Source organism: Vibrio ponticus (assembly GCF_009938225.1).
GTDB lineage: Bacteria > Pseudomonadota > Gammaproteobacteria > Enterobacterales > Vibrionaceae > Vibrio > Vibrio ponticus.
Genome location: NZ_AP019657.1, coordinates 26,836 through 41,925, shown reverse-complemented (window position 1 = coordinate 41,925; position 15,090 = coordinate 26,836). Strand labels below are relative to the sequence as shown.

The 15,090-nt window shown below is 45.8% G+C and carries 15 protein-coding genes and 8 tRNA genes; 19 read left to right on the top strand and 4 right to left on the bottom strand.

Annotated features, from left to right (window positions below; translation table 11 throughout):
* Positions 1-105 precede the first annotated feature (105 nt).
* Entirely contained in the window at positions 106-1,458 is a 1,353-nt protein-coding gene (lysC, locus tag GZN30_RS00270; protein WP_075650877.1) for a lysine-sensitive aspartokinase 3, read from the top strand.
* Between the two features lie 54 nt (positions 1,459-1,512).
* On the opposite strand, the gene GZN30_RS00265 is transcribed toward lysC, so the two are convergent.
* The gene (locus tag GZN30_RS00265; RefSeq protein WP_408646756.1) at positions 1,513-2,613 is read right to left on the bottom strand and encodes a PilT/PilU family type 4a pilus ATPase; all 1,101 of its coding nucleotides are present in this window, start codon (positions 2,611-2,613) and stop codon (positions 1,513-1,515) included.
* 15 nt (positions 2,614-2,628) lie between these two features.
* Complete coding sequence (locus tag GZN30_RS00260; protein ID WP_075650881.1) at positions 2,629-3,660, bottom strand: type IV pilus twitching motility protein PilT; 1,032 nt, start codon at positions 3,658-3,660, stop codon at positions 2,629-2,631.
* Between the two features lie 24 nt (positions 3,661-3,684).
* Between GZN30_RS00260 and GZN30_RS00255 the strand changes: the two genes are divergently transcribed.
* Genes GZN30_RS00255 through hemW form a run of 7 tightly spaced genes read left to right on the top strand, consistent with a single transcriptional unit; the run spans position 3,685 to position 8,375 of the window.
* The gene (locus GZN30_RS00255; RefSeq protein ID WP_075650883.1) at positions 3,685-4,395 is read left to right on the top strand and encodes a YggS family pyridoxal phosphate-dependent enzyme; all 711 of its coding nucleotides are present in this window, start codon (positions 3,685-3,687) and stop codon (positions 4,393-4,395) included.
* A 25-nt stretch (positions 4,396-4,420) separates the two neighbouring features.
* On the top strand, positions 4,421-5,239 hold the full coding sequence (proC, locus tag GZN30_RS00250; RefSeq protein WP_075650885.1) for a pyrroline-5-carboxylate reductase: 819 nt from the start codon (positions 4,421-4,423) through the stop codon (positions 5,237-5,239).
* 35 nt (positions 5,240-5,274) lie between these two features.
* Positions 5,275-5,832: a YggT family protein gene (locus GZN30_RS00245; protein WP_075650887.1), complete on the top strand. Its 558-nt coding sequence runs from the start codon at positions 5,275-5,277 to the stop codon at positions 5,830-5,832.
* Positions 5,832-6,122 (top strand): DUF167 family protein YggU, encoded by a 291-nt coding sequence (yggU, locus tag GZN30_RS00240; protein ID WP_075650889.1) that lies wholly within the window; start codon positions 5,832-5,834, stop codon positions 6,120-6,122. Before GZN30_RS00245 ends, yggU begins: the two co-directional genes overlap by 1 nt.
* A 33-nt stretch (positions 6,123-6,155) precedes the next feature.
* The gene (locus GZN30_RS00235; RefSeq protein WP_075650891.1) at positions 6,156-6,587 is read left to right on the top strand and encodes a DUF4426 domain-containing protein; all 432 of its coding nucleotides are present in this window, start codon (positions 6,156-6,158) and stop codon (positions 6,585-6,587) included.
* A 12-nt stretch (positions 6,588-6,599) separates the two neighbouring features.
* A complete protein-coding gene (locus GZN30_RS00230; RefSeq protein WP_075650893.1) occupies positions 6,600-7,196 on the top strand; it encodes an XTP/dITP diphosphatase in 597 nt (198 codons plus the stop codon).
* 3 nt (positions 7,197-7,199) lie between these two features.
* Positions 7,200-8,375: a radical SAM family heme chaperone HemW gene (gene hemW / locus GZN30_RS00225; protein ID WP_075650895.1), complete on the top strand. Its 1,176-nt coding sequence runs from the start codon at positions 7,200-7,202 to the stop codon at positions 8,373-8,375.
* A gap of 178 nt (positions 8,376-8,553) precedes the next feature.
* Here hemW and glsB read toward each other — a convergent pair whose 3' ends face one another.
* Both glsB and trmB read right to left on the bottom strand, forming a co-directional pair.
* Entirely contained in the window at positions 8,554-9,474 is a 921-nt protein-coding gene (gene glsB, locus GZN30_RS00220; protein WP_075650897.1) for a glutaminase B, read from the bottom strand.
* Between the two features lie 500 nt (positions 9,475-9,974).
* On the bottom strand, positions 9,975-10,694 hold the full coding sequence (trmB, locus tag GZN30_RS00215; protein WP_075650899.1) for a tRNA (guanosine(46)-N7)-methyltransferase TrmB: 720 nt from the start codon (positions 10,692-10,694) through the stop codon (positions 9,975-9,977).
* 175 nt (positions 10,695-10,869) lie between these two features.
* Between trmB and mutY the strand changes: the two genes are divergently transcribed.
* The 11 genes from mutY (at position 10,870) to GZN30_RS00160 (ending at position 14,590) form a co-directional block, all read left to right on the top strand.
* The gene (gene mutY, locus GZN30_RS00210) at positions 10,870-11,922 is read left to right on the top strand and encodes an A/G-specific adenine glycosylase (protein WP_075650901.1); all 1,053 of its coding nucleotides are present in this window, start codon (positions 10,870-10,872) and stop codon (positions 11,920-11,922) included.
* Between the two features lie 17 nt (positions 11,923-11,939).
* The gene (locus GZN30_RS00205) at positions 11,940-12,212 is read left to right on the top strand and encodes an oxidative damage protection protein (protein WP_075650903.1); all 273 of its coding nucleotides are present in this window, start codon (positions 11,940-11,942) and stop codon (positions 12,210-12,212) included.
* Between the two features lie 84 nt (positions 12,213-12,296).
* On the top strand, positions 12,297-13,433 hold the full coding sequence (mltC, locus tag GZN30_RS00200) for a membrane-bound lytic murein transglycosylase MltC (RefSeq protein ID WP_075650905.1): 1,137 nt from the start codon (positions 12,297-12,299) through the stop codon (positions 13,431-13,433).
* A gap of 102 nt (positions 13,434-13,535) precedes the next feature.
* Positions 13,536-13,611 (top strand) — tRNA-Phe (locus GZN30_RS00195).
* A 55-nt stretch (positions 13,612-13,666) separates the two neighbouring features.
* Positions 13,667-13,742, top strand: a tRNA-Thr gene (locus GZN30_RS00190).
* Between the two features lie 7 nt (positions 13,743-13,749).
* Positions 13,750-13,825 (top strand) — tRNA-Phe (locus GZN30_RS00185).
* A 42-nt stretch (positions 13,826-13,867) separates the two neighbouring features.
* A tRNA-Asn gene (locus GZN30_RS00180) sits at positions 13,868-13,943 on the top strand.
* Positions 13,944-14,049: 106 nt separating this feature from the next.
* Positions 14,050-14,125 (top strand) — tRNA-Thr (locus GZN30_RS00175).
* Positions 14,126-14,132: 7 nt separating this feature from the next.
* A tRNA-Phe gene (locus GZN30_RS00170) sits at positions 14,133-14,208 on the top strand.
* A gap of 42 nt (positions 14,209-14,250) precedes the next feature.
* Positions 14,251-14,326 (top strand) — tRNA-Asn (locus tag GZN30_RS00165).
* A gap of 188 nt (positions 14,327-14,514) precedes the next feature.
* A tRNA-Asn gene (locus tag GZN30_RS00160) sits at positions 14,515-14,590 on the top strand.
* Positions 14,591-15,090: the final 500 nt, after the last annotated feature.

The window sequence follows — 15,090 nt, the reverse complement described above, 5'->3', positions numbered from 1 at the left end:
GCCAAATAACTTACCTCTTATCGCACCAAACTCTCTTCTCTTGAAAACAACATAGGACGTTGGGTAACCCAGCAAAAATATTTAGGAAGCCGTGGGAGAATCGCTGTGAGTTCTTTTAATGTCGCCAAATTTGGCGGTACTAGTGTCGCAAATTTTGAAGCCATGAGCCGCTGTGCGGCTATTATCGAAAACAACCCGAATACTAAACTCGTCGTCAGCAGTGCGTGTTCTGGCGTTACCAACTTATTGGTTGAGTTAGCCAATGGTGTAAGCAATGAGCAAGAGCGTGCCGATATCTTGCAAAAACTTGCCGATATCCACGAAGCGATTCTAGCTAAACTAGAACACGCGACGGAAACTGCCAATGAGGTATATCAGATCCTCGATACGGTGACCAGTTTAGCGGAAGCCGCTTCTATCCAGTCTAGCCATAAGCTAACCGATCATCTTGTTGCTTGCGGCGAGTTGATGTCAACTCACATTCTCGCCCAGCTTATGCGAGAACGTGGCATTAACGCCATCCGTTTTGATATTCGCCAAGTACTACGCACCGACGATGATTTTGGTAAGGCTGAGCCTGATGTCGCCCAAACAGAGTTACTAGCAGCAGAAAAACTGCTACCACTTTGCCAAGAGCATGTGGTCGTGACTCAAGGATTTATTGGTTCTGATGAGCAAGGCAATACTACGACTCTCGGTCGTGGGGGCAGTGACTACAGCGCGGCATTGATCGCCGAAGCGGTAAAAGCTGAAGGCTTGGAGATCTGGACTGATGTTCCGGGCATCTATACCACAGATCCTCGCATTGCCGCCAAAGCATCACCGATTGCCGAAATCAGTTTTAGTGAAGCATCAGAAATGGCTAACTTTGGCGCTAAGATCCTTCACCCATCAACGCTGGTACCGGCGCTACGTCATGATATTCCGGTATTTGTCGGCTCATCAAAAGAGCCAGAAAAAGGCGGTACTTGGATTCGCCATCAAGTGCAAAGCTCACCACTATTTAGGGCATTAGCACTACGCTGTAATCAAACCATGGTCACACTGCGCAGCGATAAAATGTTCCATGCCTATGGTTTCCTTGCCAAAGTATTTGAGATCCTCGCGAAGCATAAAGTTTCAGTCGACTTGATCACCACCTCAGAGATCAGTGTCTCATTGACCTTAGATCAAACTGATACCTCTGGTGGTGCGCCGCAACTGCCGGCAGCCGCTCATGCCGAGCTGGAACAGCTCTGTACGGTTGAAATCGAGCAAAACCTTTGCTTAGTGGCACTGATTGGCAACAACATGAGCGAGAGCCGTGGTTACGCTAAGCAAGTATTTGGCACATTAGAAGATATGAATCTCCGTATGATTTGTTTTGGTGCCAGCCCACATAACTTGTGCTTCTTAGTGCACGAGTCAGTATCACGCCAAGCGATTCAAAAGCTGCATAAAGAGCTATTTGAGGGCTAATTATCGCGACAAAAAAACCGAGCGTGATGCTCGGTTTTCCCATTTCATCTGGTACTAATTCATATCAATTTTGACATCCGCTAAAGAGCCAGAAGCAAAACCGTCCCCACTCAAAGTCTTAAGCATAATGCGTAAGTCATTGGCAGAGTCTGCACTATGTAGCGCATCTTCTTCACTGATTTTGCCATCAACCACCAGCTGATACAGCGCTTGATCAAAAGTTTGCATGCCGGATTGCTGAGATTTTGCCATGGTCGCTTTTAACTCATGCAGTTCGCCGCGGCGAATTAAATCAGCCACTCGCGGGGTATTGAGTAATATTTCAAATGCGCCATGGCGACCTTGTCCACTCTTATCACGCAGCAACTGTTGCCCTACGACACCTTTTAGGTTCATTGATAGATCAAACAAAAACTGCTCTTTCTTCTCTTTCGGCACCAAATGCAAAATTCGTTCAAGCGCTTGGTTAGCATTATTGGCATGCAACGTCGCCATACAAAGATGCCCTGTCTCCGCAAACGCCATCGCATATTCCATCGTTTCACGACTGCGGATCTCACCAATCAAGATCATATCCGGCGCTTGGCGCAGCGAGTTTTTCAGCGCTACTTCATAACTCTCGGTATCCAAGCCTACTTCACGCTGAGTGACGATACATTTTTGATGTTGGTGAACAAATTCAATCGGGTCTTCTACGGTGAGGATATGCCCAGAGCGATGGCTATTGCGATAGCCTGTCATCGCCGCCATCGTGGTCGATTTACCTGAACCTGTCGCTCCAACAACCAACACTAAACCGCGCTTAGCAATGGATAAATCTTTAAGTACTTCCGGCAAGTGTAACTCGGCAAAAGTCGGGATCTCCGTTTCAATCCGTCTTATCACTGCGCCGGGTAACTCGCGTTGAAAAAAAGCGGATACACGAAAGCGTCCATACTCGCGTACGACAGCGAAATTCGCTTCTCGGCTGGCACGAAACTCGTCTTGACGTGATTCATCCATGATGGAATCAAGCAGTTCAAACACTTGCTCGGCAGATAACTTCTCACCACTTGGCTGCAACTCACCATCAATGCGATAGAGTACCGGCGCATCAACTGTAATATAAAGATCCGAGGCTTTATGCTGCTTCATTCCTTGAAGAAAACTATCCATTGCCATGCTTATCCTTTAGTAATCAAGTGAACCAATCTTCTGCTCCACTTCTTGCGGTTCAACCAAGCCGCGAGCAATCAACTGTTTGGCATTTTGCTCAATCGTCTGCATGCCTTGCGCGGCACCAGTTTGGATCACTGAGTACATCTGTGCCACTTTATCTTCACGGATCAAGTTACGAATCGCTGGTGTCGCCATTAAGATTTCATGGCAAGCAACACGACCACCACCAATGCGCTTGAGCAGCTTCTGGGCGATTACCGCACGCAATGATTCTGAAAGCATTGAGCGCACCATACCTTTATCGCTGCCAGGGAACACATCGATAATACGGTCGATAGTCTTTGCCGCAGAGCTGGTATGCAGCGTACCAAACACCAAGTGCCCCGTTTCAGCCGCAGTCAGTGCCAAGCTAATCGTCTCTTGATCGCGCAACTCACCCACCAAAATCACATCTGGGTCTTCACGCAGAGCACTGCGCAGCGCGGCTTTAAAGCTGTGAGTATCACGATGTACTTCACGTTGGTTAATAAGACATTTTTGATTTTGATGAACAAACTCAATTGGGTCTTCAATCGTTAAAATATGCTTATTGTGATTGCGATTAATGTAATCCACCATCGCCGCCAATGTAGTCGATTTACCCGAACCAGTCGGACCGGTCACCAACACTAAACCTTTTTCCAAATTGGCAATTTTTTCAAAGTTCTCCGGCGCATCCAACTCTTCTAAAGTTGGAATGGTCGTTGGAATCGTACGGAATACCGCCGCGCAACCACGCGCTTGGTTAAATGCGTTAACACGGAAACGACCGACATCCGGTAATTCAAATGAAAAGTCGACTTCGAGACGCTCCTCAAATTCACTACGCTGAGCATCGTTCATAATCTCAAAGACTAAACGGTGCACATCGGCATGGCTAAAAGCAGGTACGCTCAGCTTTCTGACCTCACCGTCAATGCGCACCATTGGAGAAACACCTGCGGAAAGATGTAGATCTGACGCATTATGTTTTACACTAAAGTCCAGTAACTCAGCGATATCCATTTAAATTCCTTAGTAAAGTTAGATATGAGTAGTATTCAACAAAATATTGAACAGATCACCTCAGAGATCTTAAGTGCACAGCAAAAATGTGGTCGTGCTCAAGAGTCAGTACAACTTCTTGCTGTAAGTAAAACTAAGCCTAACCAAGCAATCCTTGAAGCTGCACAAGCAGGTCAACGTGCTTTTGGTGAAAACTACGTGCAAGAAGGCGTAGACAAAATAGCATATTTTTCCGAGCATCATTCTGAGCTAGCGATTGAATGGCACTTTATTGGTCCAATTCAATCTAATAAAACTCGCCCTGTAGCAGAGAACTTTGCTTGGGTTCATACCATTGATCGCGCTAAAATTGCCCAACGCTTGAGTGATCAACGCCCGGCAGAGATGCCGCCATTGCAAGTACTGATTCAAGTCAATACCAGTGGCGAAAGCTCTAAATCAGGCATTGAAGAGCAGCAAGTTTTTGAGCTAGCGCAGTTGATTTCATCACTACCAAACCTCACTTTAAGAGGATTGATGTCAATTCCGGCAAATGTGCCAGACTACGCATCACAGCTTAATGCGTTCAACCAATTGGCGGATTTAAAACATCGCCTGAGTGAACGTTTCCCTGAGCTGAACTTGGATACCCTCTCTATGGGTATGAGTGGCGATATGGAAGCCGCCATCGAAGCAGGAAGTACCATGGTTCGAATCGGAACCGCTATTTTCGGCGCACGTGACTACAGCAAGTAATAACATAAGTATTTAGGAAGCCATCATGGATCATAAGAAAATCACCTTTATCGGCGCGGGAAACATGGCGCGTTCAATTATTGCTGGACTGCTAGCAAGCGGTTACCCAGCAAACCTGATCACCGCAACCGATCCCAACCAAGATCAACGTGATTTTCTTGCCGATCAATATGGTATTAATACTGACGCTGATAACGCAGCGGCAGCAAACAGTGCCGATGTTATCGTGCTCGCAGTGAAGCCTCAGCTAATGTCTGTGGTTGCAGAAGGCATGCAGGCGATTGATTACCAAAACAAGTTAGTCATCTCGATTGCGGCTGGTATCAGTGCTGAACGTCTCAACCAAATGTTTGCTGCCACACTCAACCTCGTACGTGTGATGCCAAACACTCCAGCACTCGTTAGCCAAGGCATGAGTGGGCTTTACGCTCCGCACAATGTTAGCCAAGCAGACAAACAATTTGCGGCAGATTTGATGAGTGCCGTGGGTAAGGTATGCTGGGTTGAGGCAGAGTCAGGTATTAACAATGTTATTGCCGCTGCTGGTAGCGCTCCGGCTTACTTCTTCCTATTTATGGAAGCGATGCAAGCGGAAGCGATCAAGCAAGGATTTGATGCGGATACCGCGCGTTTATTGGTGCAACAATCGGCTTTAGGTGCGGCAGAAATGGTTATCGCAAACCCTGAAACAGAACTGTCTACTTTACGTGAGCAAGTGACCTCAAAAGGAGGCACTACTGCTGAAGCGATTCGTACCTTCAATGAACACCAACTGTCTGATATCGTGGCTAAAGCGATGCAGGCAGCGGTAATTCGCGCAGAAGAAATGGAAAAATTATTTTAAGCCTGTTAGGGGCGGTTTAAACACAAGGGTAACCTATGAATTCAATGAGTTTTCTAATCTCCACCTTGTTTGATCTCTACATCATGGTGGTTTTGCTGCGCATTTGGCTACAAGCTGCGCGCGCAGATTTTTACAACCCGTTTTCACAATTTATTGTCAAAGCAACTCAACCTGTGATTGCTCCGTTACGTCGCGTTATCCCATCTGTGGGTAAGCTTGACTTAGCGACAGTCCTGTTCGCTTTCCTATTGTGTGTACTAAAGTTCGTTAGCCTAATGCTAATTGCTTCTGGTGGCTCAGTAGCGTTTAGCGCAGATTTCTTATTCCTAGGGTTATTATCGCTGGTTAAAGCGGCAGGTGGCTTACTATTCTGGGTACTACTGATCCGTGCAATCTTAAGCTGGGTAAGCCAAGGTCGCAGCCCGATTGAGTACGTGTTCCACCAACTGACTGAGCCAATGCTAGCGCCGATTCGTCGCATTATTCCAGCGATGGGCGGCTTTGATTTAAGCGTCCTTGTACTATTTATTGGCTTGCAGTTTGCTAACTTCCTGATGGGTGATTTGATCGGTCCAATCTGGTTCCAACTATAATGTCAGTAGCGGTATGGCGTGAAGGTGAAGACTTGGTGCTTCGCCTTTATATCCAACCTAAAGCAAGCCGCGACAAAATCGTCGGCTTGCATGGTGAAGAAATCAAAATTGCGATTACTGCACCACCTGTTGATGGCAAAGCCAATGGACACTTAGCTAAGTACCTGGCAAAGCAATTTAAAGTGGCAAAAGGATTGGTCAATATCGAAAAAGGAGAACTCGGACGCCATAAACAGGTGCGCATTATCTCCCCCAATCAAATTCCCACTGAAATCGAAGCCATCCTATGATGGCTTTTTGTTTATCTAAATGGATGTAAAGATATGAAAAAGTGGCTAATTACACTCCTGGTAAGCTGTTTCGCACTACCAAGTTACGCTGGACAGTTTAAAACCATCAAAGACGTTGAAGCCCATTACTCGGCGTTCAACTCCACCTTTCTCACCCCACAAGTGGCACGCAGTTATAAACTCAAACGCAGCGGCTACTCTGCAATTTTAAACATTAGTTTGCTCGACATGTCGCAAGTAGGAAAGCCAGCAATTGCAGGCAAAGTCTCTGGCACTGCCAAAAACCTTCTTGGACAAACCCGCCAGCTGAGCTTTAAAGAAGTCACAGAAGGTGATGCTATCTACTATTTAGCGGAGTTCACTATCAGTGAAGAAGAAAATATTAGCTTTAATATCGATATCGATGCTGGCAATAAAGGCAAAGGCGCTTTAAAGTTCACGCAAAAATTTTATGTTGAAGAATAAACGGGACCAAGCATGAGCAAGATTGTATTAGCGACCGGTAACCAAGGCAAAGTGCGTGAAATGGCAGATTTGCTAGCTGACTTCGGCTTTGAAGTACTGGCGCAGAGCGAATTCAATGTGACAGAAGCCGATGAGACTGGCACAACTTTTATTGAAAACGCAATCATCAAAGCACGCCACGCAGCCAAAGAAACGGGCTTGCCAGCTATCGCCGATGACTCTGGTCTTGAGGTGGACTACCTTAAAGGTGCGCCTGGGATTTATTCTGCACGTTACGCAGGCGTTGGCGCAAGTGATGAAGAGAACCTCAATAAACTGCTGGATGCCATGCAAGGCGTACCAGAGGCGCAACGCACTGCCCGTTTCCACTGTGTATTGGTTTTGATGCGTCATGCTGACGATCCAACCCCAATCGTGTGTCACGGTAAATGGGAAGGTCGCATTCTAACGGAAGCTCAAGGTGAGAATGGCTTTGGCTATGACCCTATTTTCTATGTACCTGAAGATAACTGCTCATCTGCCCAACTAGAACCTACGCGTAAAAAACAACTTTCTCATCGCGGTAAAGCATTGAAAGCTCTCTTCGCCACTTTAGCGGAGCAGCGTTAACTGATGCAATTAGTACCACCAGCACTCAGTCTATATGTTCACATCCCGTGGTGTGTACAAAAGTGCCCTTATTGTGATTTTAACTCTCATGCGCTCAAAGCAGAGATCCCTGAAGAACAGTACATTAGTGCGCTGCTTGAAGACTTAGATCGCGATATTGAGAAATACCAACTCAACCTCGCCCCGCGTCCATTGCACTCGATCTTTATTGGTGGTGGTACGCCAAGCTTAATTTCAGCAGAGGGCATCAAACGTCTATTGGATGGCATTGAACAGCGTATTCCATTCAAGTCTGGGATTGAAATTACCATGGAAGCCAACCCAGGCACAGTTGAGACCGATCGCTTTGTCGGCTATCAAGCCGCTGGGGTTACTCGTATTTCCATCGGCGTACAGAGCTTTGCGGCTGAGAAGCTCGAAAAGCTCGGTCGCATCCATGGTCAACAAGAAGCCATCAATGCGGCAAAACTTGCTCATCAGATCGGGCTAAACAGCTTCAACCTAGATTTAATGCATGGATTACCGGATCAAAGCATTGAACAAGCTTTGGCGGATCTCGACCAAGCGATTGAGCTGAATCCTCCGCACCTCTCTTGGTATCAGCTGACTATCGAGCCAAATACCATGTTCTACTACAAGCCGCCGACATTACCGGATGATGATGACTTGTGGGACATCTTTGAGCGTGGACACCAAAAGCTTACCGAGGCAGGTTATGTGCAGTATGAGATTTCTGGCTATAGCAAACCCGGCTATCAATGCCAGCATAACCTCAACTACTGGCGCTTTGGCGATTACCTTGGCATTGGCTGCGGCTCTCACGGTAAATTGAGTTTTAGTGATGGTCGCATTGTACGCACAACCAAGACGAAACACCCACGAGGCTACCTTGCCGCGTACCAAAATATGGTTAAACCATATTTAAGTGATGAGTTTGAAGTCGCAGCAGAAGATCGCCCATTTGAGTTCTTTATGAACCGTTTCCGCTTAATTGAAGCCTGTCCAAAACAAGACTTTATTGATACTACCGGGCTTGAACTGAGTGCGATTCAAGACACCATCAACTGGGCGCTTGAGCAGCAATATTTGTCACAAACTGACACTCACTGGCAGATCACCGAAAAAGGTAAGCTATTTTTGAACGATCTACTCGAAGCCTTTATGGCGGATGAAGAGTAAGACGCGCAGCAAAGCTGCGCTTGGATGCGGGATATTCGAAGACGGAACGCGAAAAACATAACTGTTTTCGCTGCGGGAATTTAGGACGCTCTATAAATAGAGCTTTGAGAGAACCCTAATCCGTAGCGAAGCGTTCCGAAGTCCGTAAGCGCAGTTTTTAAGCTGCGCGTTCCAATCCTCAGAAAATCGAACGCCCAATACGCTCTGAAAGTAATTCTAGGGCTTTGGTACCTGCGAGTGAGTTACCTGATGCATCTAGCTCAGGAGACCAGACCGCAATGCTCATTTCACCGGGTACGATGGCAATGATGCCACCACCTACGCCTGATTTACCTGGCATACCGACACGGTAGGCAAACTCACCAGCACCATCATAAAGACCACAGGTAGCCAATAGCGCATTAAGCTGCTTAGTCTGCATTGGCGTGATGATCTGCTTGCCCGTTTGCACCGATACGCCTTTGTTGGCTAAATAACTAAAGGTTTTCGCCAAATCGACACAGTTCATTTTCAAAGCGCAAGCATGGAAATAGTTCGCCAATACTGGAATAACATCATTCTCAAAGTTACCAAATGAGCGCATCAGATAAGCGATTGCAGCATTGCGATCGCTGTGCATCATCTCAGAGGCAGCGACCACTTTGTCATAAACAATATGATCTTCACCTGACAGTTGGCGAACGAACTCAAGTAAACGATGACGAGGCGCAGAAAGACGACTATGTAACAAGTCAGCCACGACGATTGCACCGGCGTTAATAAACGGATTACGGGGAATACCCTGCTCCATCTCCAACTGAATCATAGAGTTAAATGCCTGACCCGATGGTTCTTTACCGACGCGTTGCCAGATTTCGTTTGGCTTATACAGAGACATAGCAAGCGTTAAGCTCAGAGCTTTAGAGATCGATTGGATCGAGAACCCCTCGTCTGCATCTCCCGCTTTGATCACTTCACCTTGGTTAGTGAATACCGCGATCCCCAACTTAGTATTTGGCACTTTCGCCAATGCTGGAATGTAATCTGCGACTTTTCCTTGCCCAATTAGAGGACGAACTTCTTCCAAAATGTCCGCTAAAATCTCACGTGTCGGTTTCATCTATGACCTGCTTGTGGTTGTCGTTGAAACTCGCCAAAACGAGTCTGTTTGCTAGGGTGTGTTTATCTTTCGTGGTTAAATTTTGTTCGAGATAAAAACGTTTTAATCGCGGCGAGAGGCTTGCCGCCTAGCATTCTAAGTAAAAACCTCTCAACAAAGAGTAAAACGCTTTTAGCCGAACCCTTTGGGCAGTGTTTGTGGGTTCTTTTTACTGTGTTATCGGCTTCTCGTGTAGATAAGCTACACGTCGAAGTCTCTGCCTTGTATAAAAAACCCACAAACTACTGCAAAAATCATCTCGAAAGATAAACACACCCTCTATATTCTAGCCATATTCCCATCTTGATCGCTTTGCTGAGGTTAGACCAAAAGCCTAATCCATAAACCCAAAGCCTTAAGTGAGATCGGTATAGAGTCAAAAAAGCCAACATCGCAATGTTGGCTTTTCACTGGCTATTTTATACCAAACGAAATTTGGTATCGTAAAGCGAATTAAGAAATTACGCGGTACGTTTGTATTTGATGTCCCAAACACCATGACCTAAACGGTGACCACGTGCTTCAAACTTAGTCAGTGGACGCTCATCCGGACGAGGGATGTAATCGCCATCTGTCGCAATGTTGGCAAAACCAGGTGCTTGATTCATAATTTCAATCATATGCTCAGCGTAGTTTTCCCAGTCAGTCGCCATGTGGAAGATACCGTCTTCCAATTGAAGCTTTTGACGTACCATTTCAGCAAATTCAAGTTGAACGATACGACGTTTGTGGTGACGTTTTTTGTGCCATGGGTCAGGGAAGAACAGTTGCAGTGTGCTCAAGCTACCATTTGGAATCATGTGCTCAAATACTTCAACTGCATCGTGACACATTACACGTAAGTTAGTTACGCCTGCTTCACGCGCATCAGAAAGACATGCGCCAACACCTGGACTATGCACTTCAATACCGATGAAGTTTTTCTCAGGCGCATTTTTTGCCATTTCTACAAGTGACGCACCCATGCCGAAACCGATCTCTAATACCACTGGGTTATCGTTACCAAACACTTCTTTCCAATCAAGAAGTTGTTCTTGGTAGTCAATACCCATTGTTGGCCAGCACTCTTTCATCGCATTTTCTTGACCTTTGGTCAGACGACCTTCACGACGCACAAAACTACGTATTTTGCGGATCATCTTGCCGTCTTCATTGTATTCGTTAGTGGTCACTTCACTCATGATTTCGCCTGTTTAAAAATTGGTCTCGACTTAAAGGGATTGTGATTATCCAAAGAATTGCCATTGGTGCAAGTGTTTGGCGTAAAAAAACCTTAGAGTTTATCGGTTGTATTTACCCCACAATCTGTGATGCAATTTTAGACCATTAATCTTACTAATTATAATCGAGCAAGTCGTGACGCCTTTTGCCAAAGCCATAATTACTTGGTATGACGCCTACGGTAGAAAAGATCTGCCTTGGCAACAAAACAAAACCGCCTACAGTGTTTGGCTGTCGGAAATCATGCTGCAACAGACTCAAGTTGCGACCGTTATTCCCTACTACCAACGTTTCTTAGAGCGCTTTCCAACCGTAGTCGCCCTTGCCAACGCTGAGCAAGACGAAGTTCTCCACCTCTGGACGGGGCTTGGCTATTACGCCCGCGCGCGCAATCTACACAAAGCTGCAAAAATCGTTGCTACTGAGTACCAAGGTGAGTTTCCTACCGATATTGAGCAACTCAACGCTCTACCGGGTATCGGTCGCTCCACCGCAGCCGCGATCTTGTCATCGGTCTATAAACAACCTCATGCCATTTTGGATGGCAACGTGAAACGCACTCTCGCACGCAGTTTTGCCGTCGAAGGTTGGCCTGGACAGAAAAAAGTTGAAAACCAGCTGTGGGAATACGCGGAGCAACATACCCCAACCCGAGATACCGATAAATACAATCAAGCAATGATGGATATGGGCGCGATGGTCTGCACACGCAGCAAACCTAAGTGCACCCTTTGCCCAGTTGAGCAACTTTGTCTCGCCAACAAACAAGGTAATCCGCTTGATTATCCCAGCAAGAAGCCGAAAAAAGACAAGCCCGTCAAAGAGACTTGGTTTGTGATGTTGCATTACAACGGTCAAGTCTGGTTAGAACAACGTCCACAATCTGGTATTTGGGGAGGGCTATTCTGTTTTCCAGACAATGAAACAGCGGATATCCAAGTACAATTAGATCGTCGTCAGATTAAAACCAAGGACATTAAACGCACACAACAGTTGATCGCGTTTCGTCATACCTTTAGTCATTACCATCTCGATATCACGCCGATTTTGCTGGATCTATCAAAACAGCCTGACGTGGTAATGGAAGCCGACAAAGGTCTTTGGTATAACTTATCTCAACCCGAAGAAGTTGGCTTAGCAGCTCCAGTAAAACAGTTGCTGGAAAGTTTGCCATTTGAACTTCAATAGTTAAAAAGGAATCTGTTATGAGCCGCACTGTATTTTGTGCTCGTCTAAAACAAGACGCTGAAGGTCTTGATTTTCAACTTTACCCAGGCGAGCTAGGTAAAAAAATCTTCGACAATATCTCTAAGCAAGCATGGGCTGAGTGGCAACATAAACAAACTATGTTGATCAACGAGAAGAAACTGAACATGATGGACCCAGAGCACCGCAAGCTACTGGAAACAGAGATGGTTAACTTCTTGTTTGAAGGTAAAGATGTTCACATCGAAGGCTACACGCCGCCAAGTGAATAACTGACAACCAGCAATGAGAAATGGCATCACAGTTCACTGAGGTGTCATTTTTTTATGTTTAGGATCCGTACCTCTAGGATAGTGATGAAAAAACTCGCTTACTTTTTTACCGCCATGCTGCTAGTTGGCTGTAGCCGTGAATTTGTCGAAAGCATCTACGATGTCAATTACGAACCCACCAACCGTTTTGCTAAAAACCTCGCACAGCTGCCTGGTCAATTTACCAAAGATACTGCAGCTCTTGACGCTTTGATCAACAGCTTCTCGGGTAATATCGAAAAACGTTGGGGCTCTCGCGAAATCAAAGTTGCAGGTAAAAGTAACTACGTAAAGTATATCGACAACTATCTCAGTCGTTCAGAAGTCGACTTTGAAAAAGGGACGATATTAGTTGAAACCGTTTCGCCAACCGATCCTAAACAGCATCTCAAAAATGCCATTATCACCACCCTGTTGACGCCGGACGATCCAATGAGCGTCGATCTGTTCTCATCAAAAAGCATTAAGTTAGAAGGGCGTCCATTCCTCTATCAACAGGTGGTCGATCAAGATAACAAGCCGATTCAATGGTCATGGCGAGCAAATCGCTTCGCTGACTATTTGATTGCGAACAAACTCAAAGTTAAAGACGTCGATTTCAAAAAAGCCTATTACGTTGAAATTCCTCTGGTCGAAGACCAAGTCGAGATCCGCAGCTACCAATACGCAGATATCGTCCGCCGCGCATCGCGTAAATACGACATTCCAGAAGATTTGATTTACGCGATAATCAAAACCGAAAGTAGCTTTAACCCTTATGCTGTAAGCTGGGCGAATGCATATGGGTTAATGCAAGTGGTGCCGAAAACCGCTGGTCGAGACGTATTTAAGCTAGTTAAAAACCGTTCTGGCGAACCGAGCCCTGAGTATCTATTTAACCCAGAAAACAACATCGACACTGGAACAGCCTACTTTTACATCTTAAAAAATCGCTACTTAAAAGATGTCAATCATCCTCTGACGTTGGAGTACACCATGATCTCTGCCTACAACGGCGGCACAGGTGGCGTTTTGAATACATTCAACCGCAGCGATCGCAAGCGAGCAATGCGCGATATAAATTCACTGCAACCCAACCAAGTTTATTGGGCGCTCACCAACAAGCACCCGAAGGCAGAAGCCCGTCGTTACTTAGAAAAAGTCACAACTTTCAAAAAGGAATTTAACTCGGGCAATACTTAATCGTGATTTTTGAACAAAAACCCAGCAAACAACCGTTATTTTGAAAAAAAAATCAAAAACACGTTGACGTATGAGCTGAAAATCCGTTTAATACGCTCCGTCGCCCGGATAGCTCAGTCGGTAGAGCAGAGGATTGAAAATCCTCGTGTCGGTGGTTCGATTCCGCCTCCGGGCACCACAATTTCTAAATTGTTGGTGCTTAAGTACGAACAATTAGTAAAAGAATATAGTGTGCCGACTTAGCTCAGTAGGTAGAGCAACTGACTTGTAATCAGTAGGTCACCAGTTCGACTCCGGTAGTCGGCACCATTCTTTTGCCTCGATAGCTCAGTCGGTAGAGCAGAGGATTGAAAATCCTCGTGTCGGTGGTTCGATTCCGCCTCGAGGCACCACTTTTGGTGCGCTTGCCTAACGCAAGACACAAACAGAATAGTTCCTCCTTAGCTCAGTTGGTAGAGCGACGGACTGTTAATCCGCAGGTCGCTGGTTCGAGCCCAGCAGGAGGAGCCACTTTAAGAAGCCATGTCTTTGACGTGGCTTTTTTTTCCAACCGGTGACAATTCACTTGTTGGAAGATAACGACAGTTACTGTTGTTTATCGCAAAGAATATAGTGTGCCGACTTAGCTCAGTAGGTAGAGCAACTGACTTGTAATCAGTAGGTCACCAGTTCGACTCCGGTAGTCGGCACCATTCTTTTGCCTCGATAGCTCAGTCGGTAGAGCAGAGGATTGAAAATCCTCGTGTCGGTGGTTCGATTCCGCCTCGAGGCACCACTTTTGGTGCGCTTGCTTAAAGCAGGACACAAACAGAATAGTTCCTCCTTAGCTCAGTTGGTAGAGCGACGGACTGTTAATCCGCAGGTCGCTGGTTCGAGCCCAGCAGGAGGAGCCACATTAAGAAGCCATGTCGAAAGACGTGGCTTTTTTCTTATCTGCAATTCGATGAACTTCGATAGCTATTCGATGCGCACTGTCCCGACTGGTTGAAAATCATCGGTCGGTGACCTAGGCGGTCCCGTTATTCCGCCCGAGGCACCATTTTTGGTGCACTTGCTTAAAGCAGGACACAAACAGAATAGTTCCTCCTTAGCTCAGTTGGTAGAGCGACGGACTGTTAATCCGCAGGTCGCTGGTTCGAGCCCAGCAGGAGGAGCCACATTAAGAAGCCATGTCGAAAGACGTGGCTTTTTTCTTATCTGCAGTTCGACGTGTATTATACCGATTGGTTGAAACTCATCGGTCGGTGCCCCACTTCTCAATTCTCAATTTCCCGATTCTCCAACCATATTTCAGCAAGAAAAATTAACTCTTCTCGCCAAACCGTTTTTCCTTCTAATATTTCGCACCAAAAAACAACTTACTACTTTTTCACTATAAAACTGGTTGATTTTTCATCTCTGCACTGCGAGAATTCGCCCCCTTTAACGACTAGACACAAATAACAATCATTAGGAATTAAGAAAACACGCCATAAATTCAATGCTCTAATCAATTAAAGACATTATTTCGTGGTTAAAATTTAAACTCGATCATATTTTTCGACTCAACTAAAGATCAAGTAACACCGCCTAATGTAGTATTTTTGTCATAGTCACCCAAACAACTTTCTCCTTACGCTTTGAGAGTAAGGAAACTACTACCAGCCTAACTGCCAGT

Excerpts from the sequence above, each read along its gene's own strand:
- GZN30_RS00265 (WP_408646756.1), bottom strand. The coding sequence starts at position 2,613 with ATGGATAGTTTTCTTCAAGGAATGAAGCAGCATAAAGCCTCGGATCTT.
- GZN30_RS00260 (WP_075650881.1), bottom strand. The coding sequence starts at position 3,660 with ATGGATATCGCTGAGTTACTGGACTTTAGTGTAAAACATAATGCGTCA.
- GZN30_RS00255 (WP_075650883.1), top strand. The coding sequence starts at position 3,685 with ATGAGTAGTATTCAACAAAATATTGAACAGATCACCTCAGAGATCTTA.
- proC (WP_075650885.1), top strand. The coding sequence starts at position 4,421 with ATGGATCATAAGAAAATCACCTTTATCGGCGCGGGAAACATGGCGCGT.
- GZN30_RS00245 (WP_075650887.1), top strand. The coding sequence starts at position 5,275 with ATGAATTCAATGAGTTTTCTAATCTCCACCTTGTTTGATCTCTACATC.
- yggU (WP_075650889.1), top strand. The coding sequence starts at position 5,832 with ATGTCAGTAGCGGTATGGCGTGAAGGTGAAGACTTGGTGCTTCGCCTT.
- GZN30_RS00235 (WP_075650891.1), top strand. The coding sequence starts at position 6,156 with ATGAAAAAGTGGCTAATTACACTCCTGGTAAGCTGTTTCGCACTACCA.
- GZN30_RS00230 (WP_075650893.1), top strand. The coding sequence starts at position 6,600 with ATGAGCAAGATTGTATTAGCGACCGGTAACCAAGGCAAAGTGCGTGAA.
- hemW (WP_075650895.1), top strand. The coding sequence starts at position 7,200 with ATGCAATTAGTACCACCAGCACTCAGTCTATATGTTCACATCCCGTGG.
- glsB (WP_075650897.1), bottom strand. The coding sequence starts at position 9,474 with ATGAAACCGACACGTGAGATTTTAGCGGACATTTTGGAAGAAGTTCGT.
- trmB (WP_075650899.1), bottom strand. The coding sequence starts at position 10,694 with ATGAGTGAAGTGACCACTAACGAATACAATGAAGACGGCAAGATGATC.
- GZN30_RS00205 (WP_075650903.1), top strand. The coding sequence starts at position 11,940 with ATGAGCCGCACTGTATTTTGTGCTCGTCTAAAACAAGACGCTGAAGGT.
- mltC (WP_075650905.1), top strand. The coding sequence starts at position 12,297 with ATGAAAAAACTCGCTTACTTTTTTACCGCCATGCTGCTAGTTGGCTGT.